Here is a 13597-nt window from a genome sequence, read left to right as displayed (position 1 = left end):
TATTTTCAGGGAGGTTTTCCCTAATTACTCTTCCAGACATTATTTTCTGAACATCTTTGAACTTAACATCATAGACATCATTTCGTGAATCTCTTAAACTAAAAAATCAGAAGTACTATTACATTATGGAGTGTGAATATGCCCTTGAATCAGATGTCCGAGTTACACAAGAGAAACAAATTAATTCTTTACTTGTTTTGGGGCTGTTTGTTGTTCGGTTCAATTTCGCTTTACAGATTTCCACAAACAATCATGGCGATTATATCAGCAGCGGTACCCCTTGGATTATTGTGTACGATACTAATCTGGAAACGTGTGGCTACACCCTATATTATGTACATAACAGCTATTGGCTTTAATATCATTACATACTTCTACATCGATGCAGGGGCAAACATCATTAGTACGTTAATTCTATATTGGGGTCTAGGCATCGTATCCCTTTATCACAACTATCGCCCCTTACTCCTTAATGGAGTGATAGCTTGCATCTTACTCAACTATTTTCTGATGACCAAACCGGCTTTTGAATCCGTTGATGCCTTAAGTGTTAACGTTTTTCTCATCATGATGATACTGGTTCTGATCTATCAGAGTCAGATTGGTGCGAAAATGTTCAAAAATATGTCTAAGAGCAGCATCGAAGCTGAACATGCCAGAGCGGAAATGGAGACCATTCTTACAGGCGTTACTGAATCCGTAGGAGTTCTGAGTCAATCTAGTAACCTAATGCATAACAACGTACTGACAACAGATCGAATTTCCAAAGAAGTCGTAACCGCCTTCCAAGAGATAGCTAGTGGAGTTGAATCACAAGCACAGAGTGTTAGCGATATCTCAAATGCTATGCAGCAGTTAAACGAATCAGCTATGCAGGCAAATGCTGCCTCCGTCTCCATGAGTAATAGAAGCTGTGAAACGGTTCAAATTACACAAGAGGGGCAAGATGAAATCATTCGCTTAACTGGAACTATGTCTGAAGTTACAGAAATCGTGACGAGTACTGCTGGCTTGATGACACAAATGAATGAAGAAAATCAGAAGATTGAATCGATTGTTTCCAGCATCGTAGGCATTGCTGAGCAGACGAATCTTTTGTCTCTAAATGCTTCCATTGAAGCCGCTCATGCGGGGGAACACGGCAAAGGTTTCGCAGTCGTATCCAATGAAATCCGAAAATTGGCACAGAGCTCCCACAATGCATCCGCGGACATTGCCCAGATTCTCAGAAGCATTCAAAATAATATTACGCGGGTTGGTGATATGGTTTCTAACGGGTTGCTAGTTGTAGAATCAGGTAGAAATTCCACTGGTGATATCGCTCGATTATTCGAGGGCATTCGAAATAATACACACCAGGTGCTTGAACAAGCAGAAGACCTGAAGGACAGGAGCGTTCATATCAGGCACGCATCCAACGTTGTACTGGGCGAAGTTAATTCAGTGGCTGCAATTACCGAAGAGAATACCGCAGCTATTGAACAAGTCCTCGCTAGCGCTGAGGTCCAGCAACAACATGTTTCTGAAACGGTGATTAGCATCAGCAATCTGAATGAGTTAGCTTTTAAGTTAGACAAACTAACCAAATCCTCTTAAGCTAGGAAAAAGAATTTACTCCTGTGTAGCCAAGAACTTTGCTTAGGTGATAAGTGATATAAGGAAAATCTCCCTATAAATTAGGTCTAATCTATCATTATGACTAGGTTATACGGAAATCCTCCCTATAAAACGGAGAATTTCCTTAAATACAACTATTTTAGTCGAGATATAAGGAGAAATTCCCTAAACTCTATCATAGTAACCTTCAATGAAAGAATTATAGGGAGAAATTCCCCATAGTTCTAGTGGATTGACCCTGAAGAGGTTTACGTACGGCCGAACGCGTAGAACGCAGCTCCTATAAATAACTAAATCACCCTAACCACATCTAGCGACTCTTCTGTGACCAGGGCTTGAAGCAGCATAATACCAAAACGCAATGAGGTACATTCAGAATCCGCTGGTGTTATCCATATTTTTCACATTGCATAATTTAAAAAACAGTGGCAGTTCAGGACCTACTTTCCGTCCATGAATGCCACTGTTTTACTGTTGGAGATTGTATACTGCTTATTTCCATGATCAATGGAGCAGTTCTTACTCCATAGTTATTTCACACTTCCCGCCTCAACACGCGGCGGACGCATGGTCAGGCTCACCCGGCCCTTCTTCAGGTCAACACCCATCACCCAGACGGTGACATTGTCTCCTACGGAGACAACGTCCATCGGGTGCTTCACAAAGCTGCCGCTGAGCTGGGATATATGCACCAGCCCATCGTTCTTGATCCCGATATCGACGAATGCGCCGAAATCGATCACGTTGCGGACGGTTCCCTGCATTTCCATGCCGGGAACCAGATCCTCGATCTTCAGCACGTCGGTGCGGAAGATCGGCAACGGCAGCTCCTCGCGCGGATCACGACCCGGACGCTGCAAGCTCTCCAGGATGTCGCGAAGCGTAGGCACGCCGACATCCAGCTTCACAGCCAGCTCCTCGGCATTTTGTGCCTCCAGCTGTGAAGCCACTTCTTTGCTGCCCAGCTTATTTACATCAAGGCTTAGCTCGCGGAACAAGCGATCCACCACCGGGTATGACTCGGGGTGAATGGGTGTGCGATCCAAGGTATTGTCTCCACCTGGAATCCGCAAGAAGCCGATACATTGCTCATAGGACTTCGCACCCAGACGAGGGACCTTTTGCAGCTGCTTCCGAGTCGTGAACTTACCGTTCTCTTCACGATATTTAACGATATTTTTAGCAATCGTACCGTTAACGCCAGCCACATAAGAGAGCAAGGCAGGAGATGCCGTATTTACATCCACGCCCACATGGTTAACCGCCGATTCTACGACAGCCTTAAGACTCTCTTCCAAATGCTTCTGGGAGACGTCATGCTGATACTGACCCACACCGATAGCTTTCGGATCGATCTTCACCAGCTCCGCCAGCGGGTCCTGCACACGGCGGGCGATAGAAGCTGCACTGCGCTCTGCCACATCCAGATCCGGGAACTCCTCCTGCGCCAGCTTAGAAGCAGAATAGACACTCGCACCAGCCTCATTAACGATCAGGTAAGCCAGCTCTGGATCGCCAATTTCGGCGATCACTTCTGCCGTAAATTGTTCGGTCTCACGAGAGCCTGTCCCATTCCCGATCACGATGAGCTGAATGCCATATTTAGCGATTAGTTCTTTAAACTTAGCAGCAGCTTCAATTTTCTTGTTGTTCGGCGGCGTAGGATAGGTCACGGCTACTTCAAGCAGCTTACCAGTATCGTCTACGACGGCCAGCTTACAGCCGGTACGGTAGGCAGGGTCAACACCCAGCACACAGCGTCCCTTAACAGGCGGTTGAAGCAGCAAGCTGCGTAGATTACCAGAGAAGATCGAGATCGCTTGATTCTCGCCCCGCTCGGTCATCTCCCCACGAACCTCACGCTCCACAGAGGGAGAAATCAGACGTTTGTAGGCATCCTCTGACACTGCTTCTAGCAGTTCCTTCACTGGGGATGGGCCTTTAATGATTCTCCGCGCAATGTAAGCATGTATTTTGTCAGTGACCACTTCAATGCCTACCTTGAGTATATTCTCCCGTTCACCGCGGTTAATCGCGAGTATACGGTGAGGTGGCATTTTGTGTACAGGTTCACGGTAGCTATAGTAGTTCTCATATACAGATTCCTGCTCGGCATCCTTAGCTTCAGACACAAGGATACCTTGACTTGCCGTATACTGGCGAACCCAAGAGCGGATCGCAGGATCATCGGCAATGTTCTCGGCGATGATATCCAATGCGCCTTGCAGCGCTTGATCTGCGGACTCCACTCCTTTTTCAACATCTATATATTGGGTAGCCTCGGTTTGTGGGTCCCCTTGTCTCTGCTGCTCCATGATCCAGTTCGCAAGCGGCTCTAAGCCTCTTTCCTTCGCAACACTAGCACGAGTCTTACGCTTTTGCTTGAAGGGACGATACAAATCCTCCACTTCCTGCAGCTTGACCGCATTGGTGATTTGATCATGAAGTTCCTTGGTCAGCTTGCCCTGCTCTTCAATATTGCGGATAACGTCTTTCTTACGTTCGCCCAAATTGCGAAGATAAGCCAGGCGTTCTTCAATATCACGCAGCGCATTCTCGTCCAGCTCACCCGTCATTTCCTTGCGGTATCTGGCGATGAACGGAATCGTATTCCCCTCATCCAGCAGTCCAACCGTTGTACGCACCTGCTTCAGGCTAATGTTCAATTCCTTAGCAATCGCTACTGTAATCAATTCCTGCTCCCGCTGTGCGGCCGCCTCATCCGTAATGACTCCCGTATTGCTGTTATCTACCGTCATTAGTATCCCTCTTCCCGTACACAATCTGCTTATACAATTCTTGTTCTCATAACTAAAATAGTATCACAGATCGGCTCTGTTCCAAAGTCCAGCCTAGAGAGGAGGCAGATTGGGTAGTTTACGCGCGTTGTCCCATTCCCCTTTTTCCAGAACTAAGTGACAGCACAAAACATAACGCTAGAACAACCGCCGCTGCCACATATGGAAAGTTAATACTTAGATCAAAAAGATATCCTGCAACGATTGGCCCTGCGATATTTCCAAGACTCGTATAAGCAGAGTTCATCCCTGCTACGAAGCCTTGCTGCGTTTCCCCCGCCATTTTGGATAGCTGGGTGCCTACCGCTGGTCGAAGAATATCCATAGCCAAGAATACGACAAAGGTAATCGCACAGATCGCCCAGAAGCCACTTACAAACAGGGTCAACAGAATAAACATTGCAGCAGTTATAAGGCAAGTGGAGATAACCTTATTCTCTCCGAATTTATTCAGAATCCAGCCAAATGCGGATACCTGCACCACAGCACCGGCGATCGAGCCAAAGGTAATCACAAAAGCAATATCTTTAGGGGTAAAGCCAAATTTATGATCCACGAACAATCCGAACACTGTTTCATAATTAGCCAACCCAAAAGCCATAACAAATACAATAATTAACCCGAAAAAGTAAGGTTCACGATAGGAACGCATCAATTGCGTGAAGAAGCTCTCCTGATTATTTTTCGATTGCTTCGCTTCCATCCGTTTCTCTACAGACAGAGACTCAGGCAAGATTAAAACTGTGATTAGAGCTGCGATCCCAGCCGCACCAGCCGCACAGAAAAAGGGTACCCGCATGCCAAGCTCAGCAAGATAACCTCCAATCCCTGGACCGATAATAAATCCGGTAGTAATGGCTGCATTAATAAGCCCCATACCTTTCGCTCTCTCTTCAAAAGAGGTCGTGTCCGCTACATAAGCCATAACCGCTGGCATAATTAACGCAGCGCCTACACCACCGAGCAATCTTGAAACGAACAAGAGCCAGGACACATTCGCCAGACCAAAGAGCAGCTCTGAAAAAGCAAACACGATCAGACCTGCAACGATCACTTTTTTTCTGCCAATTCTATCGGATAACCTGCCCGCGAATGGCGATACTAATAATTGGGCAAGGGAGAATGAAGCCACTAACAGCCCAACGGTACTTCCAGTGATCCCAAGTTCATTCATGTAAGTAGGCATGATAGGGACTACAAGTCCGATCCCTGTAAAAGCAAGAAAAATATTAAGCATAACAAGCAGCATAGCGCCCCTGTTTCTAAGTAGTAATGACATTGTGTTAACCTCCGTAGCTTCTAAAGCCAAGTCTTCAAATAGTTTCCCTGTAGAGACCGACCATCCGGTCTAAATTATAGCCAAAAAAATAGTCCTTCCATTTCCGGTGCCTTCAAGAAGCTTCAGCCTTCATGATTCCTGAATGTAAAGCTTCTTTCATGCCCCCATATATGTTACCCCGTATATATCCCTTGTAATAACAATCGTACTGATTCCCGGTAATATTTTTTGATATCATCCGGAGTCTTTTCATGAGTGGAGTATTCGGAAACTCTTCCGATCCCTTCAAGCATGCCATTTACAATAATCACATAATCCTCTAAGTCACCTTTTATAAAATACCCAGTGTCCATGCCTTCCTTCAGTAGGTCGCGACACGCATGCGAGGCAGCCTCATATAAAAGAACAAGCCGCTTAGTGATATCCTCCGGATGAGCTCTACTTCTTGAGAATTCCTCAAGCGCCCGAATCAACGGATTCTGAAAATCATTTGCGTAGTGCTCGGCTAAAGCATATAAACGCTCCTGAACACCAAAGATTTCCTTCTTCTTATCTTCCCACGCCTGTAACCACTGCGCCGTATCCTCTTCTACTACAAATAGAAAAAGTTCATCCTTGCTCGGAAAATGATGATATAAGCTGCCTTTACTAACATTCGAAGCTACGCAAACCTCATTCATCGTTACAGCTGCATACCCCTTCTGAACAAACAGCTGTGTGGCTTTAAGTACAATTCGTTTCTTTGTTTCTTCTCCGTCTGAACGTCCTCTGATTCTAAGCACCCCCTAAACCGACCGTACGGTCTAATGTTATCAGAACATTTTGTAAAAGTGAACCCCTAATCCTTTTTTACCATGAGTTCGTAAAAATGCACATCAAAAGACGCCCGGATTCGTACCCGAGCGCCTATCTCATGGATTATCTATAACCCTAGGATGATTAAAAATCAATCAGTCCAAGGCTGATTTGCAGCGAATCATCCACCTTCTTCATAGTTTCATCATCAAGGTGGGTGATCTTGTCAGTTAAGCGTTGTTTGTCAATCGTCCTAACCTGCTCTAGCAGTATAACAGAATCTCTGTCAAAGCCATGAGCTGCTGCGTCAATTTCCACATGCGTAGGTAATTTAGCCTTCTGGATTTGGGCCGTGATTGCGGCCACAATTACCGTCGGGCTAAAGCGATTGCCAATATCATTCTGGATTACCAGTACTGGCCTTACTCCGCCTTGCTCAGAACCTACAACCGGCGAAAGATCAGCAAAAAAAACATCGCCACGTTTAACGATCAATGTCTACACCCCGCTTACTAAGCGGCCAAGAGTGCTGTCTGCATCTTCCTCCGCGAGGAACGCCTCGCATGCCATGGTCAAGTTGATCTTAGCCATTTCCATGTAGCCGCGCTGCATGGACTCCCGGATAGAACGTTTCCTCCGTTCGCTCAAATACAGCTTCATGGCCTGCCTAATCAATTCACTCCGGTTGGAATTCTCCAATTGAACAATTCCGTCCACTTCCTGCAAGAGATGATCGGGCAAGCTGATCATGATTCTTTTGGTGTTCTGCAAATTGGCCACCTTCTCTTCCACCCCCACAAACCTTCTGCCCTTGTGTTCCAGTGTTGCAATATACAAGGAATTTTATACAAGGAATATATGCCGCCAGTATATCAAGTATGCTGCATCCCATTATAAACTAGAAATGGCGGTTCGTATAGGCTTTTAGTCATATCTCCTAAAACGATACAATTCCTTCTATTTTCTCCCTTGAATAACATCACTGTCAAGAACTTTAAGATTGTAACAGAGCATTTACTAATTTAGGAAGTGTGCCTTCACGGATATAAACGCGCGGCACCCGATGAGCCAGCATGCAAATTACCTCGTAGTGAATCGTTCCAAGATGGAGAGCCAACTCGTCTGCCGTGACCATCACGTCAGCTTGACGGCCGATGAGTACAACTTCTTCGCCTGCTTTAATTTGTTCCGCTTCTTCAGCGAAAGATTTGAGTGATACCATACACTGATCCATGCAGATTGTTCCGACGACAGGAACGCGGCGTCCACGTATTAACACCTCCGCTTTGCCAGTTAGCATGCGGGAATATCCATCTGCGTACCCCACAGGTAACGTTGCGATAATCTCCTCGCTGTCTGTGAAGTACCGAGTGCCGTAGCTGACGCCCCAATGAGGAGGCAGGCTCTTCACATATACAACCTGCGTCTTCAGCGTCATTACCGGATGTAGTTCTACCAGCTGACGGTTTACCTCAGTTGAGGGATAGAATCCGTACAAGCTGATGCCTACCCGCACCATGTTGCTGGATAAATAAGGTGAATCAATGGCCGTAGCGCTATTGCCCGTATGTATGATCGGGATCTGAATGTTCTGCTCCCGCAGCGTTTCCGCCACGCTCATGAACCGTCGATGCTGTTCCAGTGTATAGCTTTTGTCTAGTTCGTCTGCCTTGGCAAAATGGGTAAACATACCCTCCAGCTCCGCCTGCGCAACAGACTGCACTTCAGAGATAAATGCAGGTGCGTCAGCTGGTAAAAGACCCAGTCGCCCCATCCCGCTATCAATCTTGATATGCACCTTCAGCCGATGTTCCGGATCTATAGGAAGCTGTCTAATAGCCTCTAATACTTCCGGTGTGAACAGTGTTACAGTTACATGGTTCTCCCAGGCAACGGCTATTCCTTCAGGAGAAGTGTAGCCAAGCACCAGTATAGGAATCAGTATTCCCGCCTGACGCAGCTCCAATGCTTCATCCAAAAAAGCCACACTAACATAATCTGCTCCGAGTCTTTCCAGTTCCCGTGTCACTTCCACTGCTCCATGGCCGTACGCATTTCCTTTGACGCATCCCATAAACTTTGTCTCTGCCGGCAAGTAGCGGCGAAAGGCTTCGTAATTGGCACGCAATTCATCCAGATTAATTTCGGCTACTGTCGGTCGATAGCTTGCTTGCACTTCAAAGTCACCTTCTTACGTTGTAGTAAAACGTCATAGCTGTAATGATCATTGTCTTAGTACTCATGGTAATGCTACGGAAGGTGGCTGTCAATGTGAGCTCCAGTTATCTTTTCGCTTCAGTTCAAAGCGGCTGGAGCGCTGGCAAATATAGAAAGGCGGATACTACGTTGTAGAGGAAAGAATCCCACAAAACGCAGTATCCGCCTACTTTATATTATTTACCCGATTGTGCCTCCATAGAAGCGGCAATTTGCATCATTTCGTTAACAGGAAGATTAGCACTTGTAATTCGATACTCTATACCCTCAGACATCCAAGTCAAAGTCTGCTGCTCATCACCACTCAGAAGTCCTGCGGTAAAACCAAGATCTATCAGCGTTCCAGGAGCCAATGCTACTGCACGATCCAATGGACGGGCTTCCATAATGGTGTATTGATAAACCCCGTCATACCGGATGAGAACAGCATGATCCTTGTTCCCCTCCATTTTATGGGAGTCCTTCAACTCGACACCTGCCGGAACGTACCCCGGTTCGATAATACCAAAGTCACCCAGCTCAGCAGCGACAGGTTGCCCCTCTTGCTCCTGACCCTCAGGAACTACAACCGGATTTCCATTTTCGTCAACCTGAGCTACTGTACTTTCTGAAGCAGCACCTGTAGTCATATTCTTTTGCATATCAAAGGAATCCTTAGTGAAATCTGTATCGAATTTAAAGGTGTCAAACTTCACGTCTACAACTACCTTGGCTTCAGAATCAGAGACTTGAACCTGTTTAGGCTCATAAGTCTTTTTATCCAGCCAAATCTTCTGCCGAACAAGCGCATTGCTTTGATAATTCGCAGCTACCTCAAACACATAGTTATCTCCATCTTCCACAAATTGACGATTGTTATCTGAGACAATGCCCCGAACTAGTGTCTGATACAGATAAACCTGACCTTGATTGTCCGGCCAATCACTCTGGAAGCGGAAGCTCTTATTCATACTTGGTGTAAGTACGAACACTCCCTCATCATTACGAAGCACGATCTGCGTAATATCCTTCTGTACATTCGCCAAGCTGATACGGTAATAAGAAGGGTTCTTGTACCATACCTCTACCTTATACTCCTGCGGCTGCTCGCCGGTGAATAGGGTCATAATGCCTGAAGCTTGGTACGTTCCCTGCTTACTCTCCAACTTGTCGGCCACATTGTTCAAATCCTTGACCACGGAAGCGGCATCCTTCTTCCCGCACCCCGTCATCACCAGGGCCACGCTCATAATGATCGCGAGTACCCATATTGTCCGGCGCATGACATCATCCCCTTAACCTGTTTTGAATGCATTGATTAGTACATGTCTATGAGGGACTTGGCCGCAATATGCAGACGGGCATGACAAGCTGGGACTTAGATTTATTTTTTAGGAACATACAAACAAAAAAAGCCCACGCATAGCGCCGGCTTGATGTTTTATACAGAAATGTAATAACATTATGTAGGTCTTATCTTTTGAATAGAGAGAAAATTATACGATCAGTTTCTTGTTTCAACTCTCATTATCGCTATGTATTGCTTTATTGTACTGATTGATTAATTCATCCAACCTCATCGACTGTCTGATCACATTTGGATGTAACAATCCACCGTATTCCCTTTCCATTAAATAAAGTTTGGCTCTAGCACCCTCTATTCTCTTTTGGATAATTTCCGGATTATTCATTACACTACCTCCTCAAATTAATATACTAGAGGTATATGTCAAATTCTATATTTTACAAATAAGTGCAGTACTATAAAGAAATGATTCTAAGAAATAGCAGAAGGACGGTAATAATTACGTTACTATGCACTGCTAACAACAAAGCCATTTTTCTTTTCGTTGATTCGCCGCATCTTACTAATTAGGATTCGATATTCTTTTTGCGTTTCTAAAGATGCTGTATGTCGAAGCTCTTCGAACATTCCAACACACTTTATAATACATGATTCGCTGTTAATTTTTACTGAATATTCTAAACTTTCCATTATATACTTTATACCAATCTCATATTTATCTCTTCTTATATAATAAAACGCTATCTCAGCCATCAAGTTGGTATATCTATCTTCGAAGATTTGTTGATTATAGGATCTAATCTCTAGCTGATCATGATGATCTCTGCAATCTGATATTTTCCCCTCAAACTGCAGAAGGATATCATCTACGTTAAATTGGTAATAACTAGCTGCTTGAAGGATTTTGAACAGACCTGAGAGGATCTCTTCCTCCCTTTGTTCAAGATATGCCACATATTCCGGCAACACCGTTATATCCCCTTTTAAAATTCGCAACAAATTAATATTAGCCCGTGCCCACTCCATACATTGATTCATAAGCTGCAAAGCTTCTTCTGTATCTTCCCGAATCCAGTTCATATCCATATACATGTTAACATAATGTAAAGCCCTATCATAATTTCCTAGCTCTCTATAAACTACTGAACGTAACACGTAAGAGTATTGAATATATGAGAATAGTGGTATTTCAGGTTCCTTTTGAAGCCTGCTTTTTCTGGCACGGTCGTATTTAGCATGATATTGAATTGTTGCTTTATTCCCCATCTCCTTAGCCATTGCCATTACCTTGTCCCAATGTCGTAAAGCACTATATGTATTCGCCAAATCTTTCAGCGCATCAAGCTGGTCCACCTCATCAAGCCGGTTTACAAATCCTTCAAATTGCACAGCTGCTCGCAAATTAGCATCCTGATCTTCACCCAAAGCGATTGTGAAAAGCCTGTATTGGCAAAGGGCCAGTCGCTCAGAATGCTGATACTTCTCACTCTCAGCCACACTCTGATATAACATCGCTGCTGCTTTGTGCTTCCCTTGCGTAAAAAAATCTTCTGCAGTATCAAATAACGAAGGCGTATAAGATAAGCTATCCATCATGATCCCAACTACCCGTGCAATACATTCCAGCTTATCCAGCTCTGCACAGCGATATAGAAATGGCCGAAGACGTCTCCAATTCGGATTGGAGTGAACAAAACACTCATCCACATACAAATCATAGTAGCAGCCTTCTTCTAATCCCATACCTTCTGTAAGCCGATCTAATTGTTGCATGGCTATTGGGCGATTTCCATTGATGATATTACTGATCGTGCCTGAATTTACCTTAGACACCTCTGCGAACTGATTGATCGTTATCCTCTGCTTCTTGAGATAGTCCGCCAGTTCTGCACGAATGGTCATCTGCTTCATGATCAAAGCCACCTTCCGCCAACATAATTCATAGATAAACAAATAGCATTTTAATAAATATATGTCTAATTATTCCAGTGGTCAAATACTTTTTTTCTATTCATTTTCATTATGCAATTATTCGGTGATCAATGTATAGACTTTAGACTAGCAAAAGATAAAACCACCAGAATACAAGGTGTAATAGACCTTTTCTGATGGTTTTCCTTATGATATTGCTATCGATAGTTATTCAATACATGCATTTAAATTCAACTAAGAGCTAGGTTTAATCATCATATCCAGCTTTTTAATATAAGGGTCTAGCGTTTCGATTAACTTCTCTTGGTTTTGTATCTCTTCTTTCGAAAGCCGATCCATATGAACACTGCCATCTGCATCAAATACCTTCGCATCATAGCTTTGTAAGTCTATAATTAATCGTTCGATTTCCTCAAACTCTTTTTTAGTAAGCCTCTGTTCAGCTTTTTCAAGCAAGCCATTCCAGAAAGCATCACGATCTACGGATTGCACTGATTTGTTTGATGTTTTCGCTTCATTTATTTGTTCGAAATAAGGTTCAAGCTTTGCCTGTAGCTCTTTATATGCCTGCTGGTCCTTCACATCTAACCGTTCTAGGTGAAAGACGCCTTCAGCATCGGTCATTTGCAGATTATAAGATCCCAATTCCTCTAGTAAGGACATCAGCTTTGTGAATTCCTCTTCGTCAAAGCTTTGCTTCGCGTTTTCCAGTTTGGCCTCAAGCCTGTCATATTGTTGCTGGGTTACTCCTATCGTAGCAGCAGTTGCAGAGGACCCATACATGTTGTCTGCCAAATAATGATATCCGGCATAAGCTCCAGTAGGAATTAATAGTGCAGCCGCCATAATACTTGCTACAAACCATTTCTTCATACGTCTTCCCCCTTGTTTGGCTACGGCCCTATTTAGTATTTGCTCCTTCAGTTCCGGTGGGGCACTTATATTTCTCGCCTCTTCCTGCAGAACTGTCCGTAACTCTTCATTGAAATTCATGCAGGTCCTCCACCTTTCCCTTAAAAAGAGTATGATTGTCTGGCTTCTGACGAAGCTTCTGTAGTGCAGCGTGAATACGGGATTTCACGGTTCCGAGCGGAATACCCAGTATCGCAGCACTTTCTTCCTGTGAATATTCATTTAAATAATGCAGAATAATCACTTGCTTCAGCTTAAAAGGAAGACGTTCTACACTTGCTAGCAGGCGGCGGTTAGATAACCTGTCCACAACATCACTCGTGAAATCATGCTCCAGCATTAGATCTGTTTGTTCTACTTTTTTAACCATTCGGAGATGCGTCCATCTCTTTCTTCGATAGGCATGAATTTGCCGCATGACCACTCCCATCAGCCAAGGCTTAAAGGGACGGTTCACGTCAAATTGTTCAAGAGAACGGTGCACCTGAATGTAAATATCCTGAACGATATCATCCACATCGGAGGCTTCGCGAACGAGGAAATGAACGGTCTGATACACATCCCGGATCGTTGCTTCATATAGCTCACCATACGCTTCACGACTGCCGGCTATCGTAAGCGCAATGAGCTGAGAATATTCATTTGGATGTTTCATCCCTCTCAATCCCTCCTTCGGTCTTACACTATATATTGGTAAATCAAAGAGATATCGTTCGAATTATTTTAAGGAGACAACCAGACAGTGACTCTCCAGTTGTTGAA

Annotated in this window: 12 protein-coding genes; 1 reads left to right on the top strand and 11 read right to left on the bottom strand. The window is 44.4% G+C overall.

Annotation, left to right across the window (positions count from 1 at the left end; genetic code table 11):
* Positions 1 to 138: 138 nt before the first annotated feature.
* Positions 139 to 1596 (top strand): methyl-accepting chemotaxis protein, encoded by a 1458-nt coding sequence (locus tag CA600_RS20770; protein ID WP_094872541.1) that lies wholly within the window; start codon positions 139 to 141, stop codon positions 1594 to 1596.
* Between the two features lie 551 nt (positions 1597 to 2147).
* Here the strand turns inward: CA600_RS20770 and CA600_RS20765 are convergent.
* From CA600_RS20765 to CA600_RS20715, 11 genes are all read right to left on the bottom strand, one after another.
* On the bottom strand, positions 2148 to 4376 hold the full coding sequence (locus tag CA600_RS20765; protein ID WP_094872540.1) for a Tex family protein: 2229 nt from the start codon (positions 4374 to 4376) through the stop codon (positions 2148 to 2150).
* Positions 4377 to 4494: 118 nt separating this feature from the next.
* On the bottom strand, positions 4495 to 5694 hold the full coding sequence (locus tag CA600_RS20760) for an MFS transporter (protein WP_094872538.1): 1200 nt from the start codon (positions 5692 to 5694) through the stop codon (positions 4495 to 4497).
* Between the two features lie 173 nt (positions 5695 to 5867).
* On the bottom strand, positions 5868 to 6476 hold the full coding sequence (locus tag CA600_RS20755; RefSeq protein ID WP_094872536.1) for a TetR/AcrR family transcriptional regulator: 609 nt from the start codon (positions 6474 to 6476) through the stop codon (positions 5868 to 5870).
* 157 nt (positions 6477 to 6633) lie between these two features.
* Complete coding sequence (locus CA600_RS20750) at positions 6634 to 6984, bottom strand: type II toxin-antitoxin system PemK/MazF family toxin (protein ID WP_042124727.1); 351 nt, start codon at positions 6982 to 6984, stop codon at positions 6634 to 6636.
* A 3-nt stretch (positions 6985 to 6987) separates the two neighbouring features.
* A complete protein-coding gene (locus CA600_RS20745; RefSeq protein ID WP_025698676.1) occupies positions 6988 to 7269 on the bottom strand; it encodes a CopG family ribbon-helix-helix protein in 282 nt (93 codons plus the stop codon).
* A 214-nt stretch (positions 7270 to 7483) separates the two neighbouring features.
* Positions 7484 to 8665, bottom strand: coding sequence for an alanine racemase (gene alr / locus CA600_RS20740; RefSeq protein ID WP_094872535.1), 1182 nt, complete (start codon positions 8663 to 8665; stop codon positions 7484 to 7486).
* Positions 8666 to 8882: 217 nt separating this feature from the next.
* On the bottom strand, positions 8883 to 9968 hold the full coding sequence (locus tag CA600_RS20735) for a LolA family protein (protein ID WP_094872533.1): 1086 nt from the start codon (positions 9966 to 9968) through the stop codon (positions 8883 to 8885).
* 234 nt (positions 9969 to 10202) lie between these two features.
* Complete coding sequence (locus CA600_RS20730) at positions 10203 to 10376, bottom strand: aspartyl-phosphate phosphatase Spo0E family protein (RefSeq protein WP_076284026.1); 174 nt, start codon at positions 10374 to 10376, stop codon at positions 10203 to 10205.
* Between the two features lie 122 nt (positions 10377 to 10498).
* A complete protein-coding gene (locus CA600_RS20725; RefSeq protein WP_094872532.1) occupies positions 10499 to 11902 on the bottom strand; it encodes a helix-turn-helix domain-containing protein in 1404 nt (467 codons plus the stop codon).
* Positions 11903 to 12157: 255 nt separating this feature from the next.
* A complete protein-coding gene (locus tag CA600_RS20720) occupies positions 12158 to 12916 on the bottom strand; it encodes a DUF3600 domain-containing protein (RefSeq protein ID WP_094872530.1) in 759 nt (252 codons plus the stop codon).
* A complete protein-coding gene (locus CA600_RS20715; RefSeq protein ID WP_094872529.1) occupies positions 12903 to 13490 on the bottom strand; it encodes a sigma-70 family RNA polymerase sigma factor in 588 nt (195 codons plus the stop codon). The genes CA600_RS20720 and CA600_RS20715 overlap by 14 nt, the downstream gene beginning before the upstream one ends.
* Between the last annotated feature and the right edge of the window lie 107 nt (positions 13491 to 13597).

Source organism: Paenibacillus sp. VTT E-133280 (genome assembly GCF_002264385.1).
GTDB lineage: Bacteria > Bacillota > Bacilli > Paenibacillales > Paenibacillaceae > Paenibacillus_AQ > Paenibacillus_AQ nitricinens.
The sequence above is the reverse complement of the archived record's forward strand: the minus strand, read 5'-3'. Positions and strand labels throughout refer to the sequence as shown.